General features: G+C 59.1%; 29 protein-coding genes. 17 read left to right on the top strand and 12 right to left on the bottom strand.

Annotated elements, in window-relative coordinates:
* Positions 1 to 46: 46 nt before the first annotated feature.
* From JFT66_RS19440 to JFT66_RS19430, 3 genes are read left to right on the top strand one after another with little or no spacing between them, the layout of a single operon-like run.
* The gene (locus JFT66_RS19440) at positions 47 to 1,057 is read left to right on the top strand and encodes an ABC transporter substrate-binding protein (RefSeq protein ID WP_198859911.1); all 1,011 of its coding nucleotides are present in this window, start codon (positions 47 to 49) and stop codon (positions 1,055 to 1,057) included.
* Positions 1,054 to 2,058: a FecCD family ABC transporter permease gene (locus JFT66_RS19435; RefSeq protein ID WP_198859910.1), complete on the top strand. Its 1,005-nt coding sequence runs from the start codon at positions 1,054 to 1,056 to the stop codon at positions 2,056 to 2,058. Before JFT66_RS19440 ends, JFT66_RS19435 begins: the two co-directional genes overlap by 4 nt.
* Entirely contained in the window at positions 2,055 to 2,819 is a 765-nt protein-coding gene (locus JFT66_RS19430) for an ABC transporter ATP-binding protein (RefSeq protein WP_198859909.1), read from the top strand. Before JFT66_RS19435 ends, JFT66_RS19430 begins: the two co-directional genes overlap by 4 nt.
* A 10-nt stretch (positions 2,820 to 2,829) precedes the next feature.
* Here the strand turns inward: JFT66_RS19430 and JFT66_RS19425 are convergent, their stop codons facing one another.
* The 6 genes from JFT66_RS19425 to JFT66_RS19400 all read right to left on the bottom strand — a co-directional run bounded on the left by JFT66_RS19425 (position 2,830) and on the right by JFT66_RS19400 (position 6,601).
* Positions 2,830 to 3,321, bottom strand: coding sequence for a GNAT family N-acetyltransferase (locus JFT66_RS19425; RefSeq protein WP_034116887.1), 492 nt, complete (start codon positions 3,319 to 3,321; stop codon positions 2,830 to 2,832).
* Positions 3,311 to 4,240, bottom strand: a complete 930-nt coding sequence (locus JFT66_RS19420) for an alpha/beta hydrolase (protein WP_034116888.1) — start codon at positions 4,238 to 4,240, stop codon at positions 3,311 to 3,313. The genes JFT66_RS19425 and JFT66_RS19420 overlap by 11 nt, the downstream gene beginning before the upstream one ends.
* Positions 4,240 to 4,680 (bottom strand): tryptophan-rich sensory protein TspO, encoded by a 441-nt coding sequence (gene tspO / locus JFT66_RS19415; RefSeq protein WP_034116889.1) that lies wholly within the window; start codon positions 4,678 to 4,680, stop codon positions 4,240 to 4,242. Before tspO ends, JFT66_RS19420 begins: the two co-directional genes overlap by 1 nt.
* 57 nt (positions 4,681 to 4,737) lie before the next feature.
* Entirely contained in the window at positions 4,738 to 5,313 is a 576-nt protein-coding gene (locus JFT66_RS19410) for a nucleotidyltransferase family protein (RefSeq protein WP_034116890.1), read from the bottom strand.
* A 227-nt stretch (positions 5,314 to 5,540) separates the two neighbouring features.
* Positions 5,541 to 6,062 (bottom strand): DUF2846 domain-containing protein, encoded by a 522-nt coding sequence (locus tag JFT66_RS19405; protein WP_153870993.1) that lies wholly within the window; start codon positions 6,060 to 6,062, stop codon positions 5,541 to 5,543.
* 65 nt (positions 6,063 to 6,127) lie between these two features.
* Positions 6,128 to 6,601, bottom strand: a complete 474-nt coding sequence (locus tag JFT66_RS19400) for a hypothetical protein (protein ID WP_332875121.1) — start codon at positions 6,599 to 6,601, stop codon at positions 6,128 to 6,130.
* 619 nt (positions 6,602 to 7,220) lie between these two features.
* Between JFT66_RS19400 and JFT66_RS19395 the strand changes: the two genes are divergently transcribed.
* Complete coding sequence (locus JFT66_RS19395) at positions 7,221 to 7,454, top strand: DUF6124 family protein (protein ID WP_034136022.1); 234 nt, start codon at positions 7,221 to 7,223, stop codon at positions 7,452 to 7,454.
* Between the two features lie 201 nt (positions 7,455 to 7,655).
* The gene (locus JFT66_RS19390) at positions 7,656 to 8,057 is read left to right on the top strand and encodes a GFA family protein (protein WP_198859907.1); all 402 of its coding nucleotides are present in this window, start codon (positions 7,656 to 7,658) and stop codon (positions 8,055 to 8,057) included.
* On the opposite strand, the gene JFT66_RS19385 is transcribed toward JFT66_RS19390, so the two are convergent.
* Positions 8,050 to 8,349, bottom strand: coding sequence for a hypothetical protein (locus JFT66_RS19385; RefSeq protein ID WP_034116894.1), 300 nt, complete (start codon positions 8,347 to 8,349; stop codon positions 8,050 to 8,052). The genes JFT66_RS19390 and JFT66_RS19385 overlap by 8 nt on opposite strands.
* A 243-nt stretch (positions 8,350 to 8,592) precedes the next feature.
* On the opposite strand from JFT66_RS19385, the gene JFT66_RS19380 reads away from it, so the two are divergent.
* The 4 genes from JFT66_RS19380 to JFT66_RS19365 all read left to right on the top strand — a co-directional run bounded on the left by JFT66_RS19380 (position 8,593) and on the right by JFT66_RS19365 (position 11,705).
* The gene (locus JFT66_RS19380) at positions 8,593 to 9,294 is read left to right on the top strand and encodes a hypothetical protein (RefSeq protein ID WP_198859906.1); all 702 of its coding nucleotides are present in this window, start codon (positions 8,593 to 8,595) and stop codon (positions 9,292 to 9,294) included.
* Positions 9,295 to 9,444: 150 nt separating this feature from the next.
* A complete protein-coding gene (locus tag JFT66_RS19375) occupies positions 9,445 to 9,927 on the top strand; it encodes a GNAT family N-acetyltransferase (protein WP_198859905.1) in 483 nt (160 codons plus the stop codon).
* Between the two features lie 470 nt (positions 9,928 to 10,397).
* Positions 10,398 to 10,820 carry a hypothetical protein gene (locus JFT66_RS19370; protein ID WP_198859904.1) on the top strand — a complete coding sequence of 141 codons (423 nt, stop codon included), beginning with the start codon at positions 10,398 to 10,400 and terminating at the stop codon, positions 10,818 to 10,820.
* 69 nt (positions 10,821 to 10,889) lie between these two features.
* Positions 10,890 to 11,705 carry a hypothetical protein gene (locus tag JFT66_RS19365; protein ID WP_198859903.1) on the top strand — a complete coding sequence of 272 codons (816 nt, stop codon included), beginning with the start codon at positions 10,890 to 10,892 and terminating at the stop codon, positions 11,703 to 11,705.
* Positions 11,706 to 11,747: 42 nt separating this feature from the next.
* On the opposite strand, the gene JFT66_RS19360 is transcribed toward JFT66_RS19365, so the two are convergent.
* The 3 genes from JFT66_RS19360 to JFT66_RS19350 form a co-directional block, all read right to left on the bottom strand.
* The gene (locus tag JFT66_RS19360) at positions 11,748 to 12,143 is read right to left on the bottom strand and encodes a DUF6678 family protein (RefSeq protein ID WP_198859902.1); all 396 of its coding nucleotides are present in this window, start codon (positions 12,141 to 12,143) and stop codon (positions 11,748 to 11,750) included.
* Positions 12,140 to 12,607, bottom strand: a complete 468-nt coding sequence (locus JFT66_RS19355) for a hypothetical protein (protein WP_198859901.1) — start codon at positions 12,605 to 12,607, stop codon at positions 12,140 to 12,142. Before JFT66_RS19355 ends, JFT66_RS19360 begins: the two co-directional genes overlap by 4 nt.
* A 191-nt stretch (positions 12,608 to 12,798) precedes the next feature.
* Positions 12,799 to 13,032 carry a hypothetical protein gene (locus tag JFT66_RS19350; RefSeq protein ID WP_020302473.1) on the bottom strand — a complete coding sequence of 78 codons (234 nt, stop codon included), beginning with the start codon at positions 13,030 to 13,032 and terminating at the stop codon, positions 12,799 to 12,801.
* Positions 13,033 to 13,193: 161 nt separating this feature from the next.
* Here JFT66_RS19350 and JFT66_RS19345 point away from each other — a divergent pair, with 161 nt between their 5' ends.
* The 8 genes from JFT66_RS19345 (at position 13,194) to JFT66_RS19310 (ending at position 20,134) form a co-directional block, all read left to right on the top strand.
* Entirely contained in the window at positions 13,194 to 13,736 is a 543-nt protein-coding gene (locus JFT66_RS19345) for a GNAT family N-acetyltransferase (protein ID WP_034116900.1), read from the top strand.
* Between the two features lie 31 nt (positions 13,737 to 13,767).
* Entirely contained in the window at positions 13,768 to 14,022 is a 255-nt protein-coding gene (locus JFT66_RS19340; RefSeq protein ID WP_198859900.1) for a hypothetical protein, read from the top strand.
* A gap of 46 nt (positions 14,023 to 14,068) precedes the next feature.
* Positions 14,069 to 14,368, top strand: a complete 300-nt coding sequence (locus JFT66_RS19335; protein WP_034117887.1) for a hypothetical protein — start codon at positions 14,069 to 14,071, stop codon at positions 14,366 to 14,368.
* A 213-nt stretch (positions 14,369 to 14,581) separates the two neighbouring features.
* The gene (locus JFT66_RS19330) at positions 14,582 to 15,208 is read left to right on the top strand and encodes a LysE family translocator (RefSeq protein WP_198859899.1); all 627 of its coding nucleotides are present in this window, start codon (positions 14,582 to 14,584) and stop codon (positions 15,206 to 15,208) included.
* Positions 15,209 to 15,234: 26 nt separating this feature from the next.
* On the top strand, positions 15,235 to 15,591 hold the full coding sequence (locus tag JFT66_RS19325; RefSeq protein WP_198859898.1) for a hypothetical protein: 357 nt from the start codon (positions 15,235 to 15,237) through the stop codon (positions 15,589 to 15,591).
* A gap of 141 nt (positions 15,592 to 15,732) precedes the next feature.
* The gene (locus JFT66_RS19320) at positions 15,733 to 16,239 is read left to right on the top strand and encodes a sigma-70 family RNA polymerase sigma factor (RefSeq protein ID WP_034116904.1); all 507 of its coding nucleotides are present in this window, start codon (positions 15,733 to 15,735) and stop codon (positions 16,237 to 16,239) included.
* Complete coding sequence (locus JFT66_RS19315) at positions 16,236 to 17,198, top strand: FecR domain-containing protein (protein ID WP_198859897.1); 963 nt, start codon at positions 16,236 to 16,238, stop codon at positions 17,196 to 17,198. The genes JFT66_RS19320 and JFT66_RS19315 overlap by 4 nt, the downstream gene beginning before the upstream one ends.
* A 98-nt stretch (positions 17,199 to 17,296) precedes the next feature.
* Complete coding sequence (locus JFT66_RS19310) at positions 17,297 to 20,134, top strand: TonB-dependent receptor (protein WP_198859896.1); 2,838 nt, start codon at positions 17,297 to 17,299, stop codon at positions 20,132 to 20,134.
* 236 nt (positions 20,135 to 20,370) lie between these two features.
* On the opposite strand, the gene JFT66_RS19305 is transcribed toward JFT66_RS19310, so the two are convergent.
* Both JFT66_RS19305 and JFT66_RS19300 read right to left on the bottom strand, forming a co-directional pair.
* Entirely contained in the window at positions 20,371 to 20,997 is a 627-nt protein-coding gene (locus tag JFT66_RS19305) for a glutathione S-transferase family protein (RefSeq protein WP_034116907.1), read from the bottom strand.
* Between the two features lie 221 nt (positions 20,998 to 21,218).
* Entirely contained in the window at positions 21,219 to 21,914 is a 696-nt protein-coding gene (locus JFT66_RS19300) for a tRNA (adenine(22)-N(1))-methyltransferase (RefSeq protein ID WP_198859895.1), read from the bottom strand.
* Between the last annotated feature and the right edge of the window lie 6 nt (positions 21,915 to 21,920).

The following is a 21,920-nucleotide window of genomic DNA, read 5'->3' as shown; positions in this document are numbered from 1 at the left end:
AGCCGTACCTCCCCTGCCGCACCTCGGTTCACACGGAGATCACCCCATGCTGCCACGCGTTACCGCCCTGATCGCAGGCTTGGGTGCCTGTGCCCTGGCCCAGGCCACGCCCACCCACTACCCGCTGACCATGGAAAACTGCGGCAGCACCCTCACCTTCCTGCAAGCCCCCCTGCGCAGCGTAACCATCGGCCAGGCCGCCACCGAGATGCTCTACGCCTTGGGCGTGGGCAATAAAGTGGTCGGTACCTCGTTGTGGTTCAACAACGTACTGGCGCAGTACAAGGCGCAGGACGACAGCATTGAGCGCCTGGCCAACAATGAGCCGAGCTTCGAAGCGGTGATCGCCAAGCGCCCGCAACTGGTAGCCGCCGAGCTGGAATGGGTGGTGGGCCCGCAAGGCGTGGTCGGCACCCGCGAGCAATTCCATGAACTGAAGATCCCCACCTACCTGCTGCCCTCCGACTGCGAAGGCAAGGACAACCTGGTCGGTGCCGATGGCACGCGGCTGGAGCCGTTTCGCATCGAGACGATTTACAAAAGCATCAGCCAACTGGCACAGATTTTCGACGTACAGGAACGCGGCCAGAGGTTGAACGATGAGCTTAAGGCGCGCCTGGCCAAATCCATCGCGACTGCGCAGGGCAAAGGCTTGAAGCAGGCAAGCGCGCTGGTATGGTTCTCCAGCGCCGAAATGGCCAGCGACCCGTACGTGGCCGGGCACAAGGGCATCCCTGAGTTCATGCTGCAAACCCTTGGCCTGCGCAACGTGGTGCAGTCCGACGAAGAATGGCCCGCCGTCGGCTGGGAAACCATCGCCAAGGCCAACCCCACGTTCCTGGTGATCGCACGCATGGACCGTCGCCGCTACCCCGCCGACGACCACGAAAAGAAACTCGCCTTCCTGCGCAACGACCCCGTGACCCGCAACATGGACGCGGTGAAAAACAACCGCATCATCATCCTCGACGCCCTGGCGTTGCAGGCCAGCCTGCGCACCTTCGACGGCCTGGAACAACTGGCCGCGGCCATCGACGGCTACGACCTGGGCAAATGATGCGCACCCTACTTGCCCTGGCACTGCTCCTAATCGCACTGCTCGCTGGTGTCGCTATCGGCGAAACCGCCATCGAGCCGCAGGTGGTGTTGCAGGTGCTCGCCAATAAACTCTGGGCCGCAGGCTTCGTGCTGGACCCCATCGATGAAGGCGTGGTGTGGAACTACCGCCTCACCCGCGCCTTGGTCGCCGCTGCCTGTGGCGCGGGGCTGGCGACCTGTGGGGTAATCCTGCAATCGCTGCTGCGTAACCCGCTGGCGGATCCGTACCTGTTGGGTATCAGCGCCGGCGCGTCGACCGGCGCGGTCCTCGTTGCCTTGATCGGTGTGGGTGGCGGCCTGGTGTCACTGTCGGCGGGTGCGTTTGCGGGAGCGATGGCGGCGTTTGCGCTGGTGATTCTGCTGGCACGGGCGAGCGGTTCGTCCAGTGGCACCGGGCAGATCATCCTCGCGGGCATCGCCGGCTCGCAGTTGTTCAATGCCCTGACCGCATTCCTGATCACCAAGTCCGCCAGCTCCGAACAGGCCCGCGGCATTATGTTCTGGCTGCTGGGCAACCTCAGCGGCGTGCGCTGGCCGTCGGTGTGGCTGGCGGTGCCGGTGGCGGTCGCCGGGCTGGCAGTTTGCCTGTGGCACCGCCGCGCACTGGACGCCTTCACCTTCGGCAGCGACTCGGCGGCCTCCCTCGGTATCCCGGTGCGCCGTGTACAATTTGTGCTGGTGGCCTGCGCCGCGTTGGTGACGGCGGTGATGGTGTCCATCGTGGGTTCCATCGGCTTTGTGGGCCTGGTGATTCCCCATGCCATGCGCCTGTTGCTCGGCACCGGACATTCGCGGTTGCTGCCAGCCAGCGCCCTTGGCGGCGCACTGTTCTTGATCGCGGCTGATGTACTCTCGCGCACCTTGATCAAGGGCCAGGTGATTCCCGTGGGCGTGGTCACTGCCTTGGTGGGTGCTCCGGTATTTGCGTTGATCCTGATTGGCCGGAGGAATGCGCGATGAGTGTACTGAGCTGCAGCGGCCTGGGCTTCAAGGTGCGTGAGGCGCAGTTGCTGCGCGGTATTGACCTGGACGTAGAGCTGGGTGAAACCCTTGGCATCGTCGGGCCGAACGGTTCGGGCAAATCCACCCTGCTCAAATTGCTCGCCGGCTTGCGTGCACCGGGCAGCGGTGAAGTACGCTTGGGCAGCAAGCGCCTGGATGAGTTATCGCGCCGCACCATCGCGCAACAGCTGGCGGTGGTGGAACAGCAAGCCGATACCGATGACGCCATTCGCGTGTTCGACGCCGTGGCGTTGGGCCGCACGCCGTGGCTGTCGGCACTGAGCCCGTGGTCTCGCGAAGACGACGCCATCGTGCGCCAAGCGTTGCACGACGTGGACGCCACCCACCTGAGCCAACGCGCCTGGCGCAGCCTCTCGGGCGGCGAACGCCAACGCGTGCACATCGCCCGCGCCCTCGCACAGCGGCCGCAGATTCTGTTGCTGGATGAACCGACCAATCACCTGGATATCCAGCATCAACTGGCGATATTAAAAGGTGTGCAAGGCTTGCCGGTAACCACCTTGATCGCCCTGCATGACCTGAACCAGGCGCTGACCTGCGATCGCCTGGCCGTTCTGGATCGCGGGCGGCTGGTGGCACTGGGCACACCACTGGAGGTGCTGACGCCAGAGCGCCTGCAAGAGACATTCGGGGTGCAGGGGCATTACCTGACGGACCCGTTTGATGGCGCGCAAATCCTACGCCTGCGCTCTACCTGACACATTTGATCTACAGAGGTCGGTGCATATGGGTGGTCTGCCATACCGGGTCAGCTTCCACGTCCACCACCTCGAACCCCTGCCGGATCCAGAAATCAATCGCGCCGGGCAGAAATGGGTGGGTATGCAGGTAAACCATCTCCACCCCATCCGCCCGCGCCAACGCTTCCAGCGAACGGTATAGCTCACCCGCCAGGCCAAAGCGCCGGAAGGCCGGAAGTACGTACAGGCGCACCACTTCCACTGTCTTGCAGCCCTGGTAGTTCAACTGTGCAAAGCGGCCGTCATACGGCAGGTAACCCACCGCCGCAACGATCCGGCCTTCGGCACGAGCAATCAGAAACTGACCGTCGCCCTTGAGGTAGATGGCTTCGAACTGCGCCAGGTCATCCGGTAACCCGGTCGCCTTGAGTTTTGGAAAAATCTCATCACGAGCCTGCAAAACGAAGCGCAACACTTCGGGAATGTCAGCGGCCGTCACGGCCTGGATGCTAGCGCTCATAGCCAAGGATTCGACTCGCTATCCACTTGCGGCTGTAAGCCAGCACGCTAGCGGCCATCGCCACCGGAAAATGAATGAACCCATGGGCCGCTTCCGGCAGCAGATGCGCCTCGACCCCGCCCCAGCGCTCGGCGATCAGCAGCGTGTCGTCCTTGAGCGGGTCCAACTCGCCCACAAACATCAGCGCGGGTGGCATGCCTGCAAAGTCCCCATAGAGAGGTGACAGCGGTGGCTGCCGGCGCGCCTCATCCGTTATGCCCGGCGTCAGCATGCGTAGCGCCTCGACCATGCCCGGCCCGTCCAGCAATAAGGTATCCGGCCCCGCCGTGCGCACGCTCGGCGTGCCGGTCAAGTCGTAGACGCCGTAATACAACACCGCGCCGCTTACCCGCTCGAGCAACTCGGGCCATTGCTTGAGCGCCAGCAACGTGGCTGCCGCCAAGTGCCCACCGGCCGACTCACCGACGACAATCACCGGCAAGTCGGCAAACTCGGGGCAATCGCCCAAGAGCCAGCGGGCGGCGGCCAGGCAGTCTTCCAGCAGCCCTTCAATCGGCGTATCCACCGCCAGCCGATAATCCACCGACACCACCGCCACGTCGCACGCGTTGACCATGCCGAGGTTGAGGTCGTCATCCATCTGCGCATTGCCGATCACCCAACCGCCGCCGTGGATATCCAGCACCACGCCTTTAGGCTTGCCACTCGGCCGCAGGATACGCACGGGCACCGAGCCCAGCATTTTTCGCTCTGCCACGGGCGCCTTCTTCAGGGTTTGACTGACGCGCAACAGTGCCTGGATCAGGCGCGGCGTGATGCGGTTGCGGATTTTAAAGCGCGGCATCCACGCAAGCTTCTGATTGAAGCGGCGCATCTGGGCCAATTCAGTCTCGCTGGCGGGCCATGGTGTGTAGGCCATCAGCGGTTATTTCGCAGGATCGAGAAGTTCAAGGCGGCCGCCACGCACAGCCACGCCAGGTAAGGGAACAGGATCAACCCGGTAATCAGGTCCAGGCGTACGGCCAATACCACCATCGCCGCAACGGTAAGCCACAGCAGCACGATAACCACCATACCGGCGAGAATGCGATGGGCGCCGAAGAACACCGGCGTCCACAGCGTGTTCAAGGCAATCTGCGCCGCCCACAGGGCCAACACCGTTTCGCTGCCGGGGATCTGGCTGAGGCGGTAACCGGCCCAGGCCAGCAGCAGATAGATGATCGTCCACGCCACCGGGAACAGCCAATTGGGCGGGGTGAAGCTGGGCTTGATCAGCGACTCATACCAGGCGCCGGGTTTGAAGATCACACCGGTGCTGGCGGCCGCGGCGCAGGCGAGCAGGAAGATAAAGAAGGTCATCGTCGGTCCTTGGCTGGAATGGTTACAACCTTGGACGCATGACATACCGGTAAAAGTTCACCTGCGATCAAGTGTGGGCTCCACGATCCTGAGCCAGGGCCAGCGCGCCTGATAACTTCTGGCCTTGTGCATGAACAGCTCCGGCTCTGCGTGCAGCGGGTTGATGCGCAACACACCCTGCTCCACATCGTCCAAACCATAAGGCGCATAGACCTCGCCCGAGGCAATATCCAGCGCAATACAAGTACCCGCCACCAGGTAACGATCAACCCCCTGCCTGGCCGAGTGCAACGGCGGATAGGGCCGGCCAAACCGCTGACCGTACCAAAGATGCACCCGCGCCTGATTCTTGACCTCCACATTCACGCCCAGGTCCTGGAATAGCAAGTTTGCCGCCCGAATCACCGCGTCCTCCGCTTCGTAGGACACATCTTCGTCGAAGTAGAAAACGTCGTAGTCCTTCACGCCCTGAGCGGCCGGCAGATTCGCCTGATGGTTCCACACTGCCTGGAACAGGCAACCCGCCGTGAGCAGGCACTGTTGCACGCCCAGATCCGGCAGGCGCGCCGTGATCTGAGCATTGATCGGGTTAGTCATGGCCAACTCGAGCAACGTATCGACGGTCAATGTCATGTTCAATCCTCCCTGGTCAGCGCCAACCATAACACCCGAACATGGCACTTCTGTAGGCGCGAGTTTGCTCGTGAAAACGCAAACGGTACGCCAGGCTCCTGGACCACGAAGCGCCCGGCCCTGGCTGATGATTACCCCTTAACTCAATAGCTCGGCCACTCGCCGCGTCGTTCTAAGCCACATACGACGACTCGGCGAGTTGGCTGTTGATGAAGCGGGACGCATGGCTACCGTGCGGTTGCCGGCAGCTCCTGGCACCACTTGATAGAACGCAACGCTTCCTCGGCAGGCACCAGCGCGTAGCGCGAGTAAAACATTGTTCCACCGAAACGACGGCCGTCGACTTCACCCAAGGTCTGCCCATCCGTGTAGGCAGAGGTGCTGAGTTGGTCGGCGATGTAATACACCTTTCCATTCTCGACAGTGATATCGAAACGCTGGTTAACCATACCGCTGATGATGGGTGGCGAGGTGGATGCGACGCTGTGCTTACCAGCGGGAATGCCGGCCTTGAAAAAGCTACCGGAGGGCAAGCTGCCGATGGCGCGGCCATCGACCTGAATAGTCGGGGCGACCCCGTTACCGATGCTAGCCGACGTGCGATAGAAGTACACCGTGGCCTCATCCGCACGGGGTTGTGCCGGTGACGTGAAGAACGGTTGGCCTGTCAGGTCCGGACCGCTGATGCAGCCGGTCAGTGAGGCCAGGGCTGCGAACAGGCCGGCCCAGAGTAGCGTACAGCGCTTCATGGCATGAAATTCCTTGAACGTGGATCAATGGGCGTCGGGTTCGATGACTGTCACCGTTACCGGATTCAGATCGTGCACAGCCCTTTACCGAAGTCAGTGGCATCAGAACTCGGCCAAGGCGCAAAACCACTCTTTGCCGTCAGATTCACGATGTTCCGGTCCTTGAGCATCGGGTACTTGCGCTTCAGCTCCTGCACAGTGCTCTCGGCATTGTTCACGTTGGACAGGCAAAAGCGCAGAGCATCGACGCGCAGATCGCCGATATAGAGGGTTTCCCCGGCCTTCACCGAGAAAACCGCAGGCACAGGGCGCGGCATCGACCTTCCCGCGTAATGCACGTAATGCCACTGCGTGTACTCATACTCACCAGGCGGCACTTCATACATGAAGTAATGACCCAGCACAGAGGGTGATGGCTGATCATCTTCATTGCCCAACGTCGTCAGCCGTAATGCGGTGCCGGGTGCTCCCTGTTGCTTGATCTCAACCACCAGCCCGTGCGGCTGCATCATCGGAAAGCTCTCACCAATCGAACCCACGATAATCGCCTTACTCGGGTCCGGTGCGTGCTTGCCGTCGTAGCGTGAGGTAGCGCACCCGGACAGAAGGGTCGCGCAAAGTGCGACCGCGGCCCAGACAAGATGTTTACTGCTGACTTTCCCTAGCATTGGTCTTTTTTCCGATCAGTAATTTTGCAGTTTGTAGAGCCCAGCCGTGCGAACCGGGAGTTCGCACACCGGGTCCTTCGTTGTTGGCTCGTCCGGACCTATTGTCCAGCTACCCGCACCTTGATAACAACCCACTGTTGACCAATCACTGCGCAGCGCCTGAAGGCAAAATCCGATTCCCTCGTCGCGGCTTGCTCCATTGCCTACGCGTGCGTCAGAATCCGCCGGCTTGTGCGCTGGTGAGGCCGTCTCTAAGGTGGCTCGGTCGCTGAATTGTTCAGTGATCGGGTTTAGTAGCCTGAGGGTTTATCCAAACAATGTGCACAAGCTTCATCGATCAGACATTGCGTCTGTGTTTGATGGTGGCTGTGCGCAGGGCACCTTCGGGTGCGCCGGCTTTGTTTGGATTCCCCGGTCTACTAACCTGCGCACAGCCGCCACCCTTATGTTTAGTAGCTAAAGGATGGTGGCCCTAAACAGGAATTCAAACATGCTCAAATCAGATTCAAGCGCCCTTTTCAACGTTGCCCCCAACGCCAGCAACGAAACCCTCATCACCAACAGCTACGAAACCTTCACCAGCGTCAGCACCCTGCTGCTCGACCTGTCCGAAGACCTCAACGGCAAACACCGCGACATCGCCCTGGCCATCCACCAGTTGAGCGAACTGGGCGTGCTCCTCACCGCCAGACTCCTCGACCGCGAAGCGCCCTGCCCTGGGTGATGGTTAACCCTTCGACTCAATAGCTCGATAACTCGCCGCGTCGTCGTAAGCCACGTTCAACGACTCGGCGAGTCGGCGTGCTGGGCGTGTGCTGGGTGGGTCGGATGACGACAGCCACGTCTGCTCCTGACCAGCAGCTGTAGGTCGACTGACTAGAGCGGGACGGTTACGCTGACGTTTTTCGCACGACGGGCAAAGCGTATGACAATGGTGTACCAAGGAAGCTGCTTGTGCGCAGCCGTCACTTACGAGCTATCCGCCACGCCGAAAGCAGTGAGCCATTGCCATTGCAGCCAGTGCCGCAAAGCTCACGGGGCCGCATTCGCTTCTTACGGCAGTGTTCCCCGTAACGCACTACGCATACTTTCCGGCGCCACCAGCATCAAAACCTATGCATCCTCAGAGGCGGTGTTACGCGAATTTTGCACGCACTGTGGCTCGACATTGTTCTGGTCACGGTCTCAAGGGGGGTTTGCCGACTGGGTTTCGATAGCCCTGGGCACGCTCGACACGCCCTTCATACCTGAGAAGCAAAAACACGTTTATGTCGAATCCGCAGTTCATTGGTATACGCCATCCCCTTTTCCCTCTGCCTTCAATTAGCCCCCGGGTAGTGATCCACGTACTGAATGGTGAAATCGGGGTAGTGATCGACAATCTGAATCTTGTAGTCGGGGTAGTGATCGACCGTTTTCCATTTGCCGGCTGAGTCTGGATAGTGATCTACCCGCTGTACCTTGAGGTCAGGATAGCTGTCCACCACCTTGACCTTATAGTCCGGGAAGCTATCGACGAACTGGATGTTGCCGTAAATCTTCGAGACATCAACACTCGTAGCCGCCGAAGCCCAGAAGGTGCAGCTCAACAACAGTGACGCGATGACAACTTTAAACATGACAGCCTCATCCTGAGAAAGATAAAGCCCACAGTCTAAAGATCCGCGCACAAGCTGTCTCAAGAAACGCAAACGAGCTGGCGGCAACCGCCGAAGCTCAAACCGACAGCCCAGATGATCAGCCTTTCAACTCACCCGCCCGATTGCTCGCCGCGTCGTCATAAGCCCCCTTTCCGCTGTTTTTAGGGGAAATCATCAGTACGCTACGCTGCTCTAAAATAATGTGCCGCAAGGAGGCAAACTATGTTTCTTAATCGCTGGAGCTACACCCTGGCAGGGTGCCTACTATCTCAGTTGTGCATGGCCAGCACGCTTCATATTGATCCTCGCGGTGAGAGCTTTTATCAGCAGGCTGTCCCGTATCTACAACAGGCGAATAGCAAGCTCGAAGCAGTCCCGGCTAACACCCCTACGGCGAGCGCAGAGGAGAAGAAGCGCTCTTGGGCCCTGATCGATGAAGCTGGCGAACTGTTAAAGCCAGCGATCACGCTGCTTGAGCAGGCAGCCGCCCTTGATCATCCCGTAGCCCAATACCGTCTCGGACTGATCTACGTGATGCTGTATCCGAGCGAAGTCATAAAAGAGAAAGCTTGCCCCTTGTTTGAAAAAAGCCTTGCTCATGGCTTAGCTCCACCGGCACTTGAGATTTCATCCTGGTGTGTGGCGTACAGCGGCACACCCCTGTACCAAACAGCATTGCAGGCCACAGAGACCAGCATGCCAATCTATGAGAAATACTTTCCACAGCCTGTTGTGAGGCTTGAGTGCAAGCGGGAACAACCTGAGGGCCTTGCCATGCAGTGGGGCAGCAGCCGTGACTTCCAAGCGGAAATTTACCGGCTACAGGGGAACAGTAACCGCGCACAACGCTCGGAATATTATCAAAAGGCTCTCGATATTAATGACTGTTACGGCGTGAAAAGACGCATGGGGGATCGTCAGTAACCTCCCGCGTGTTACTGGCTCCGATGTACGCTGTTTGTTCCGTCGCGAGTGGTCGCTTTGGGTCTATCCCGTGGAAATACCATGCCGGTCGCTTCATCAGTATCGGGCTCTCTATACTGGGCCCCCAGGATGGTAGTTGGAGCACAAAATATGCCCGTCACACCCAATCAAAATTCCCCCATCATTTTGGTTCCAGCTCAACAAAGCGACTTGGATAATCTTGTAGCCATTCGAATCGAGGCCATGCGCGAAAGTCTGGAGCGTGTTGGGCGATTTGATCCGGTCCGTGCGCGCGAGCGGTTTCTTAGCGGCTTTGAAGCTCGCAACACGCGCTACATCGAGGCATCTGGAGAGAGGGTGGGTTTCGTAGTGGTCAAACATCACCACAATGAACTCTTGCTCGACCACTTGTATGTAAGGCCGAGCGCGCAAGGGTCAGGGGTAGGGTCTGCTGTTCTCACGCAGATTTTCAAAGAGGCGGATGTGGCGGCGCTTCCTCTTAAAGTGGGTGCTCTCAAAGAAAGCGCTTCGAATCGCTTTTATACCCGCCATGGCTTCCAGTTCATCGAAAGCAGTGAATTCGACAATTATTATGTTCGTCAGAATGTTCCGGCGATTGGCCCAGCCTGCTAGCTGGATATGATGCACCTCGACGTACGCAAAGCTCTGCCTTTTCAACAGGCTCGTTTTCAGCTTGGCCAGCCGGGTTCAAGCGCTACAACGCGACCAGGCACCGGCCACCGTCCAACAGAATCTGTTCATAGTCTTGGACCGCCTTTGGGGTGAAGCGGAAGGTTTGCTGCCAGGGTTAGCGGCAGTGGTAAGGACTCTCGCTGCGCAGTTCCTCGCCGCTAGGGTGATAGCCGGTAGCGGCAACCAGGACCACTGCGCAAGCTATTGAAATTGAAGGGTTGCAGGCTGGATATGTGTTAGTTCCTTCAGGTTGTGAAATCGTTATTCATCCGATGGGTCAAAAACAGCAACCCTTGGCTTAAAGAATTCTGGTTACCTGCCGCTATAGAGGTTGAGTCTTGCTGTCTTTTCTATACAAGACGACGAGCAAGGACAAGAGTCATAGTGATTATCAAATTAAAGGGATATTTATGAGATTCGTTAAACTGTTCGGGGCAGCAACTCTATTCGCCTCTATGATTGCATCTGCCCAGGCAGGCATAATCGTCACCGTGAAGGTGAAGAACTCTACGACCGGTCCAGCCGCCTACACTTTCGAGTACTTTTCAGGGAGTGTAGCCCCCTCCCCCAGTACGATTCTGCCGTCTGCAACGACAACATTTGCCCTGACCAGTGTCGCGGATACGGTTTCAGGAATGCGGTTCGTCTATACGTCAGGTAATAAGAAATGTCGTTTTGCAGCAAGCCACCAAGTCAATCCAACGACTAAAACCCCTAGCTGGACTAAAATGGGCACTAGCACTGGTTCCGATAAGGCTACTTGCAACGCCAATATCACAGCAATTCAATCGGCGCCTCCCTATAACTACACTGTCGAATTTGAAATCAAATAATCCGACATTTGTATAGGCCCTCTAGCTGGAGCTAGCTCTTGATCTATCGCCAGCGTATGGAGTATCACCATGGATATTTCGATTAAATCTTATCAAGCAAGCACACAGGCAAAGGTTTTTACACAAGAGAAGCCTGCTTCGTCCAACCCTGTAAATTTACCTTCAGGGGATGCTGCCCTCAAGACGACGGAGACCGTCACAATCTCCGATTCTGCACGGGCACTGTACGCATTAAGTAGCGCTGATGATAAACAAGCCTCTATGTCCAATAGGGATTTAAAAGGACAATATGCAAAAGGTCAGAGCGATATGTACAATTTCGGGCAGCGGATTGCTGGGGGGAACCTTAATAATGCGGATCTACTTCCCAGAACAGATGACCCTGCCCGTTTGGCGTTAGGTCAGCAGTCACTGGATTACGCAATTGGGCTTTCTAAACTCCCCCCGGAAAAACTTCCAAACCCATTTGAAGGTATGGCCCGAAACGGGCTAAGCAATATTGTTTATGATGTTTCAGGAACCTATACGGATGCAGAACGATATTCCGCTTATGGGGAGCTTAGTAAGCAGGATGAAACCTATTTTTCCAAGTTGTACGCCAATATAACGAACGGCGGTGACAACAGTGAAGTCTTCAAAGGCATCATGGACTATTTCGATGATCTTCCAGCGGTCGAGAAAGCGGCATACCCTGATGGCTTTAGGGACAGTATAAAAATTCTTTACCAAGAGCAGTTAGAACAATCGGGGCCGCTCGCCCTTCTCAGGCAACCGACTGAAAACGACTCTGATAAATTGTCACCGAGCGTCTTCAACAAGGCACAATCACCGGAGCAGATGTTGCAGGCAGTCTTAGAAAAAGCGATTGCTCTTTCGACGGCCTGAGGTCTCTCCTGGGCCGAAAGCCGTCGTTTAAAACGCTTGAATTCAGCACCAAACAGGCTGCATGCCAAGTCTGGTATAGCCCCATACACGAGGCGTTTCGCCTTCGATCGAAAACGCAAGGTTGTGTTTTCTTAGTGTGGACAGCAACCAATCGAGCGAAACCGCTCTGAGTTCAATCCACTCGATTTCCGCTACCGGATGGATGTGGTAATGCCAATCGCCATCCCAGTCTGTGCAATAGCCGCTCGGCGCTAAAACACTGTGCAGTCTGAATTCTGGTTGCATTTGCGGTGAGCGAAGCATTGCCTCGATCAGCTCGGCCCATTTGGTCTTATTCATCACTGACAAAATTGTGCCGGCAGCCAACAGCTTGCGAAGCTTCACTTTAGCAGCATCGTCGGGCTCGGGAAGTTGCTGCTTAAAATTCGTGCCCCTCATTGACTCGGCGGTTCCTTCTGCAGTTTGTCGAACGTCTCCAGCGCTGCGCGGAACTCCTCCAGGGAAAAGCTTACCGGCTGGTTTTCCGCGTTCCAGCGAGTAGAAATCCCCACTTCCAGCTTGCCGGAAGCGCTCCAGCCGAAACGCCGCCAATGCACGGTGTCGCCGTCGATAACCTGTTCGACCATCAGCACGGTGCAGTCGAAGTCCATATCATCGCTGCACACCAGCAGTGGTACAAGGGAGGAGCTGCCGTCCTCGCCGGGAATGAAGCGACGCCTGGCGAGGGCATCTTCTTCCTCATCCATTAACCACATTAAGGATAGCCCAAGCAGGGCGACACTGGCGTCATTCAGGTGGGAGGCCAACCATTGCTCGATGGCCACATCGTCAATGGTCAACCACGCGCAAGTGCTGCGGGAGAAGGCCGCTTGATGGTAAGCGGCATGGATGCGGTGATGCATGAACGAATCCGTCTGTTAATAGAGCAAGCCTAGCGAGCTATTGTGCCTATTTTAAATGCGCTCATGGGTAGCAATAATTTGGTTTTGAGCAGCCGTTATTTTCCAGAAGCGTCGGGCCAATCTCGCAGAGAGATCGGGGGCAGACCACGGTTGTAAAATTGTGGTCTGGCCCCGATTTTCACTGACGTGTACTAACCCTTCAACTCACTGGCCCGATTGCTCGCCGCGTCGTCATACGCCACATACAGCGACTCTGCAATCTGGCTTTTGATCGCCTTGGTGGCCTCCAGCCCCAACACGAAACCCTCAGCTTTACCGCCAGCACGGTTGAGTTCTTCATGGGTGGAGGCGCCAGTAATGGCGTCGAGAAGCTTGGCGGCGTGAGGGCCAACGCCTTTGGGGAGGGAGATCTGGTCGATGGACATTATCGCTACCTTGAAAAATTGAGTTCGGGAGCGAGTGGAACCACTGCCGGGGCAGGTATGGTAGACCTGTTTGCCGTGAAAGGGGTCGCTTTACGCGCAGCGGCGCTATTCTTCGCGGTTACGCAGTCAGTGTTGGGGCATTGATAAATCTGGAGGGGTTTATGGAGTATTGCGTTGAGGGCTACTGCCTTCGGCCATTGTCACATGACGATTTCGAGAGGATCAGCCGTTACGAGCGCGTCAACCGCAGGCATCTGCAACCCTGGGAGCCGCTCAGGGACGAGGAATATTTCACCACGGGCAGCGCCAAGGCCAGGGTCGAGCAGCAGGTAAACAGTATGCAAGCTGGAGACGCTATTTTTTTCCTCTTGCTTGAACCCGAGAGCGCAGAGGTTCTAGGGCGATGCAACTACACGAACATCGTGAAGGGCGTTTTTCAGGCCTGTCACCTCGGCTTCTCGTTAGCGGAATCTGCCCAAGGCCGCGGCTTGATGAAAAAAACACTTCAGGTCACTAACCGTCACTGTTTTGAGCAGATGGGTCTTCACCGAATCATGGCCAATCATTTACCCCGCAATGTGCGAAGTGAACGTCTTCTGGAGTCGCTGGGGTTTGAAAAGGAAGGACATGCGCGAGCCTATCTGAAAATTGCTGGCGCTTGGGAGGACCATACGTTGAGATCGTTGATCAACCCGGAACAATAAACGCCGTCCACTCCACTGAGGCATTCAGTTAATGCCCACCGAGCCCCTCTGCCTGGTTTTCATCCCCGCCCTTGCCGCCGTGCTGGCAGCCGCCGAGTGCAAAAAAGGCACCCCACTCAACGAAGTCGAAGTCTGCGAAATCCGCGACCAAGCCACTTGCATTGCGGTAACCTTCTACACCGCGCTAGCGATGGAACAAGAGCGGGGTTATCCGGATATCGTTGCCGAGGATTGCTGGAATGAGTGGCAACGGTTGCGCCCCTCGCTTCAACACCCCCCGCTCTGATCAGCCTATCGCCTGACGCCCCAACCCACTCCCAGGATTCATGGACTTGAAAAAATTACTCTCGCTTGGATGCATCACCTTGGCCTTGACCGGCTGCACATTCACCGGCGCCAATGAAGTTGCCCCGGGTGAATACATGATCAGCAGCCATGGCAGCATCTTCAACTCCAGGGAAGGCTTGCTGGAAAATATCAACCAGAAAGCCGCAAAGGTCTGCAACGGCAAGCCTTATCGCTTGGAAGGTGACACCGGCGCCAATATGCTGGTGAGCACTACTTCTCATCTGGGCCCGACCCCTACTACCGTCCTGGGTCTGAAAGCCATTTGCGAGGGCAACCCGCAATAAGCCCGTCGGCGCCCTTATGCCACCTGCCATCGGGGCATGCGCGAGCTGACTGCCGCCACATTGAATGACGCTGACGTGCAGATCACGCACATGGCCCGTTGCGTCAGTTTCGACTCCGAAGAGCAATGCCACCCCTGAGCGACTAGGGGCCGTTGCATTCGCCCCTCACTTAAGGATTAACTGTGGGCCGTGCCTTACTCTGAGACGGCCCTTATGTTTGAACTCGCCTCCCTCGTCACCTACGTCGCCGTGGTGATCGGTCTATTTCTGATCCCTGGCCCTTCCGTGTTGCTGGTGATCACCCGCACCATTCAAGGTGGCCGTAAAGCCGGCGTCGCTACCGGGCTGGGTGTGGCGTGCGGTGATCTGGTGCATACGTTGTGCGCAGCGCTAGGTTTGTCGGCGATCCTGATGACTTCGGCAGCGGCGTTCAACGCCGTGAAGTGGGCCGGTGCCGCTTACCTGATCTACCTGGGCGTACGCGCGTTCATGGCCAAGGCAGGCACATCCGGGCGGCTTGAATTGCCTGCGGTCACGCCGCGACAGGCGTTTTTCCAGGCGGTGGGCGCCGAGGTGCTGAACCCGAAGACCGCGATCTTTTTCCTGGCGTTCCTGCCGCAATTCGTCCACCCGGAATCCGGCTCGTCGCTGGTGCAGTTCGCGGTACTGGGCTTGATTTTCTCTGGGCTCAGCGCGGTCTACACCAGCTTGCTGGCCCTCGCGATCCGCCCCTTGGGCCGAGGGATCAAGGGGCTTTCCAGGCTGCGGCGCTGGGAAGGGAAAATCATCGGCACGTTGTTTATGGGCCTTGGGTTGAAAATAGCCTTTCAGCAGCGCTAGAAATCCGCCCCCCACTGGAGCCACTGATGACTTCATCCAAACGCGACCACGCACGCATTGAGCGCCGCCTGATCGCCCGCCTGACTGAGGCCTGCGAGACCGCCAAGTGCGAAATCAACGGTTTCGCCTGGCTGACCCACACCGTCGACTACACCGCCTTCCCCCAGAGCCTGCGCGTAACCTGGGTGTTCGACACCCGCGCGAGCAAGGACGCTGCCCTCTCAACAGGCGCCGACCAACGCATGCGTGAGCTGACCGCGGCTGCGCTGCACGAAGCCGACATTGCGCCCTTACCTATCAACCGCTATGTGCATTTTGACTGCGAAGAAGACTGCCAACGCCAGCACGGTGGCGACTGGCACGTACGGCTGGCCCGGCACTGACGTTTCGGGTGGGGTCTGCGGGTGCTACGGTGAATGATCAATGGATTTGAAACCCGCAGCGTTACCGCATAGCGCTGTACAACACCCAAGCAAAAACAATAAGATGAGAACAGTTATCATTTAAAACCAAGTGAATCTCACATGCACAACGACAGCACAGCCTCGTCGGTCGAGCAGCTGTATACCCGTCATCGCAGTTGGTTGCGGGGTTGGTTGCATCGGCGGCTGGGGCACCGCGCCGATGCCGAGGACCTGGCCCACGACACCTTCGTGCGCGTGTTGTGTTCCCGCCAGGATGTGCGCGAGCTGCGTCAGCCCATGGCGTTTCTCGCCAAGATTGCCAATGACCTGTTGATCAACCGCTGGCGGCGCCAGGCCATCGAACGGGCGTATCTGGAGGCCTTGGCCGCTCGGCCCGAAGCGCTGGAGCCCTCGCCGGAAGACCGTCTGCTGACCATCGAGACCCTGCTGCAACTCGACTCGTTGCTGGTGGGCCTGTCGATGCCGGTGCGGCGGATTTTCTTCTTGTCCCAGCTCGATGGTTTGACCTACCCGCAGATCGCCGCGCAGTTGAACCTCAGCGTGGCGCAAGTGCAGCGGGCCATGGGCAAGGCGTTCAGCGTGTGTTACGCGAGCCGTTTTGAATGAGCCTGCCGGTTGATCCGCAAGTACGCGACAGCGCTATCGACTGGCTGGTGAAGAGCCAATCCGGGCTGATGAGTGCCGCCGACTGCCTGGCCTTGCAACGATGGCGCCAAGCCAATACCGAGCATGAGTATGCCTGGCAGCGCGTCAGCAGCTTGCCGTTGTTGCTACAGCCCGGGGCGACGTTGTTGGCGGATGCCACCACGCGACGGGCGCTGGAGTCGGCGGGGAATGATCCACAACAACGGCGCCAGGTGCTCAAGGCCCTGTTGGCCGTCAGCCTGTTGGGCGGGCTGTCGTGGCAAGGTGCGCAGACCCGCGTGGTGCGCTCGGCCCTGGCCACCTACCGGACCGGCATCGGTGAGCGGCAGCAGTGGCGGTTGGCAGACGGCAGCACGCTGTGGCTGAACACCGCCAGCGCGGTGAACCTGGACCTCAATGCCGCGCAGCGCAGTGTGCAGTTGGTCGAAGGTGAGATAGCCCTGGATGCTCCCGTCGAATCACGGGCGCTGCAACTGCTCACGCCCGACGCGATGCTGCGCAGCCAAGGCGCTCATCTGCTGGTGCGCCATGACCGCCAGGGCACCGAAGTCACGGTACTACGCGGGCGGGTGCAAGTGCATTCGCGAGGCCATCAATTGCCGGTGCGGCTGGACGCGGGTTGGCGCACCCAGGTGAATAACCACGGCATCGCCGCACTCGCCCCTGTCGATGGCTTTCTCGCCCAGGCCTGGATGCGCGGCTTGTTGCCGGCCGAACGTATGCGCCTGGATACGCTGCTGGCCGAACTTTCGCGCTACCGCCCGGGGGTTTTACGCTGTAGCGATACCGTTGCAGGCTTGCGCGTCACCGGCAGTTTCCAGCTCGACGACACCGACGCCGCATTGGCCCTGCTCGCCCAGGCGCTGCCGGTGCGCATTGAGCGGCGCACGCGTTATTGGGTCACCGTGGTACCGGCCTGAAATTATTTTTCGTGCAGCCGCGCAGTTTTTTCGAAGTCGCTTGGCCTATGGGAACAACCCATCGAAACAGATGGGCCTTTCACCCTCAGGAGCCCTGCATGACCTCCCCCACCCTTGTTCTGCGCAGCCGCCTGGTCGGCCTGCTGTTTCTCGGCTTGCAACCGCTGTGCGGCGCGACTGTGTTCGCCGCCGAGGAGCGCCAGCACTTCAACATCGACGCCGGTTCCCTGGACCAGGTGCTCTCACGCTTCGGCGTGCAGGCGGGCATCAGCATGGCGGGGAGTGCCACGCTGACCGCCGGCAAAAACAGCCAAGGGCTCAACGGCGATTTCACCACCGAGGCCGCGCTGACACGGCTATTGGACGGTACACGCTTGAGTTACCAGCGCCGCGCAGATGGCAGCTATGAGCTGTACCAGGGCGGCACGGCCCTGGCGCTCCCCACGCAGAAAATCACGGGCGAAGACCCGCAGAAACAACAGGTGTATTCGGCACCGCGTTCGTCGGTCTACATCTCCGGTGACGAGATGCAGCGCTATGGTGTGATCTCCGCCGGCGACCTGCTCAAAGGCCAGCCCGGCGTGCAGGTGGGCGACAGCCGCAATGGCGGCGGCCTGGATGTGAACATCCGCGGCATCCAGGGCCAGAGCCGCGTGGCGGTAACGGTGGATGGCTCGCAGCAGGCACTGGATGTCTATCGCGGCTACGCCGGCACCCAGCAGCGCAGCTATATCGACCCCGACCTGATCAGCGACGTGACCATCGACAAAGGCCCCAGCGTTACCTCCAGCGCCATCGGTGGCACGGTGAAAATGCGCACCCTGGGCGTCGAGGATATTTTGCGTGACGGGCAAACCATCGGCCTGCGCCTTAAAGGCGACGTATGGAATAACGGCGTTGCCCCGGCGTATCGCGACGGCCACGCGTCCACTGGCAGCCTGTACGCCGAGCCTCATCAAAGCCGCGGCGGGCTGTTCGGTTCGAAGGCAGAGTCGGGCAGTGCCGCATTTGCCTATACCCATGACTTTTTCGATGTAGTGGCAGCCTATGCCCATCGAAACCAGGGCAATTATTTCGCCGGTAAAAAGGGCCAGGATCGCTACCGCACCTACGACCGTTATGGCCGCGAAGAGAGCACGGTGGCCAGCACCTACAACGCCGGCGAAGAGGTGCTCAACTCGTCGGCCGAGACCGAATCGTGGCTGCTAAAGACCACCATCCGCCCCACCGACGAGCACACCTTCGACCTCGGTTACCGCCGTTACAACGGGCACATCGGCGAGATCATGCCGTCGGATATTTTCCGCTTCGGCACCGGTGGTATCTATCAGTACCCGCTCGGCCACACCGAGATTGACACCTACACCGCACGCTATCACTACCTGCCCGCCAACCACCCGCTGGTGGACCTTACGGCCAACCTGTGGATGACCGATGCCCAGACCAGCCAACTGACCTCGGTGCTGGCGCCGGCTTCCCAGGCCTATCGTTCGGACCGCAACTGGAGCCGCCAGGCTAACCGGCGCATCGGCGGCGACCTGGCCAACACCTCGCGGTTTGTCAGCGACTACGGTGACTTCAAGCTGGACCTGGGCGGCGGCTTCCAAGTGGAAGATCTGCGTCCGCAAAAAGGTGTGGTCACCACCCAGCACGACATCAATGCCAACCGCAGTTTGCGCGACGGCTCCCGGCAGGAATTCAACCTCAACGGCAAGTTGGAGTACCAGCCGGTCGACCAACTGACCCTGTGGGGCGGCGGCCGCTACACCTACTACCGCACCCAGGACCACGTACCGCACTCGACGGCACGCTGGGAGGAGCGCCCATTGCGCTACGTGTCGGCGATGAACGCCAACAACTACGGCAACATGCTCTGGTTCCCGGACGCGAGCGGGCACTACACCGACGCCACCGACCCGCGCTTGAACAACGGCATCGTCTTCAATAATTCCAACTTCCCATTTGAAGGCGTGCGCTACAACGAATTCGGCGCTACAGATACCACGGTGTATGCGCCCCAGGTAGGCGAAGTGGTCAGTGGTTATGACTACTCTGGAAAAGAGCGCAACAGCGGCGGCGCCTTTGCGCCAGCGTTCGGTATCAATGTTGAAGTGGCGCCCGACACCTTTGTCTACGCCTCCTACACCCAGGGCCTGCGTATGCCGTCGCTGTTTGAAACCAGCCAGGGCGTGTTGCAAACCCTGCCGGGCAAAGGCTTGAAGCCCGAGCGCTCGAGCAACTGGGAAATCGGCGCCAGCACGATGCACAAGGGCCTGCTGGTGGATGACGACCAGGCGGCGATCAAGCTGGCGTACTTCAACAACACTATCAAGAACTACATTACCCGCTACTACGACCCCAGCCCCGGCTTGATGGGCCTGATGCAGTTCAGCAACACCGACAGTTTCAAGACCAGTGGCCTGGAATTGCAGTCCCATTACGACGCCGGCCGCGTGTTCGCCGACCTGTCATCCACCTACTACCTGAAGACCGAAACCTGCGATTCAGTGTTCGCCGCGCGCTTGCGGGCGAGCAGCAACCGTTACCAGCAGACCAGCCAGACGCCGAACTGCACGCCCGGCAGTTTCATGGGCTCCTACACCAACACTCAAAACCCACCGCGCTTCGCCACCAACCTGACCACCGGCCTGCGCTTTTTCGACCAGGCGCTGACCGTCGGCACGCGCATCACCTACACCTCCGGGCCAACCGTCACCGCCGACAAACCCTGGCAGACCGGCGCCACCACGCCGCAATTGGTCTACCGCGAAGTGGCGCTGGTGGACCTGTTCCTCAATTACAAAGTGCAGGACCACACTCAGTTGAACGTCTCGCTGCAAAACCTCACCGACCGCTACTACCTCGACCCACTGGCGCAGAGCTTCATGCCGGCACCGGGCCGGACGATGCGAGTGAGTATGCAAACCAAGTTCTGATGGAGGCCACAGGCACAGCCCTCGTCCTTGACTGACGGCTGTGCCTACTGCGCCACGCTGCGTATCAACGCCCCGAACAGATCGCAGTGGGAGGCATTGCCCCCGGCACGGGTTTGCTGGGCCGACGCCTTCGCGAACAAGCCCCACATTTGATCTTCGCTGCTTTGAGGATTTCGTTCACTTAACTGACTGGCATTAGGGCAAGCCCTCTCCCACAGCGTCCTCTTCAAGCCTGGCTATTTGGCAAATGCATACTCTCCGCCCCGTTCCACCGCCCTGCGGTAAGCCGGCCGTGCCTGGAATTTTTGCACCCACGCCGCCAGGTTCGGGTACGCCTGCAATTTGCCCTGAGCCTGGGCAATTTCGCCGATAAAGCTCATCTGGATATCCGCACCGCTGAGTTCGTCGCCCACCAGATACGGGTCATGCCCCAGCACATCGTTCAGGTAGCCGAGATAGTTGGCCAGCTCCGACTCAATCCGTGGATGCAGCGGTGCGCCCGCTTCACCCAGGCGGCCGACGTAGAGGTTGAGCATCAGCGGCAGCATGGCCGAGCCTTCGGCGAAGTGCAGCCATTGCACGTAGCGGTCATAGGTGGCAGTGGCCGGGTCTGGCTGCAGTTGGCCGTTGCCGTGGCGGCGGATCAGGTAGTCGATGATGGCGGCGGATTCGATCAGCACCAGGGAGCCGTCTTCGATCACCGGGGATTTACCCAGGGGGTGAACAGCCTTCAGTTCAGGTGGCGCAAGGTTGGTTTTCGGATCGCGCTGGTAGCGCTTGATTTCATAGGGCAGGCCCAGCTCTTCAAGCAGCCACAGGATGCGTTGTGAGCGGGAATTGTTGAGGTGGTGGACAGTGATCATAGCGGGCAGCACCTTGGGGGATTTAGGAGAAGACTACAGGGGAGCGCTGAAGTGCCGCGAATGTGGCTCATGAGTGCTGCGGCCTGCACGGTCAAATGTGGGAGATGTCGAGCTTTAGCGAGGCTTCGATAGCGGCGTATCAGGCAACGTTTATGTCGCGAGTGCCGCCGCCTTCGAAGCCTCGCTAAAGCTCGACATCTCCCACACTGGATTGGTGGCGCTCACGCGAGCAACTGTTCGATCCACGTCACCTGCTGCACAATCTCCTGCACTTTCTGCGTAGGCACCGCCTGCCGAGCTTGTTCGAGGCTGGCCAACGTCTTGCGTTTCTGACGCAACATACGTTGCCACTTCGCCAGAAAATCCGGGCTGCGGGCCTGCATTTGCAATGGGCCGAAGTACAGCTGTTCGGCGCTGTAGGTCACGGCCTCGGCGCGTTCGGCAACGATGATTTCGTAGTAGAAGCGGTTTTCTCGCAGCAGCTCCTCGTGCAGGATCTGGTAGTCGTTTTCCATCAGCCATTGGCGCAGCGGCTGCTCGCCGCCGTTGGGTTGCAGGATCAGCCGTTCGCCGCCGTTCAGGTGCGCCTTGCCGCAGTCGAGGATGCCGCGGATGGTTTCGCCACCCATGCCGCACAGGCTGATGGCGCTGATTTCATCGGCCACCTCGATGGCCGCCAAACCATCGGCCAGGCGCACTGTGATGTGCTGGGCCAGGCCGTTATCGTCCACAGTGCGGCGGGCGGCGTGAAACGGTGTGGTAGCCACCTCCCCCGCCACGGCCGCCGCAATCACGCCACGGCGCATCAATGCCACCGGCAGGTAGGCGTGGTCCGAGCCGATATCGGCCAGGCGTGCGCCAGCCGGCACATGCGTCGCCACGCGCTCCAGGCGCATGGACAAGGTGTGTTCGTTCAACGGTGG

The sequence above is a fragment of the Pseudomonas sp. MF6755 genome, assembly GCF_016405635.1.
Classification (GTDB): domain Bacteria; phylum Pseudomonadota; class Gammaproteobacteria; order Pseudomonadales; family Pseudomonadaceae; genus Aquipseudomonas; species Aquipseudomonas haemolytica.
Note: the sequence above shows the minus strand (reverse complement) of the source record. Positions and strands in the feature narration are given on the sequence as shown.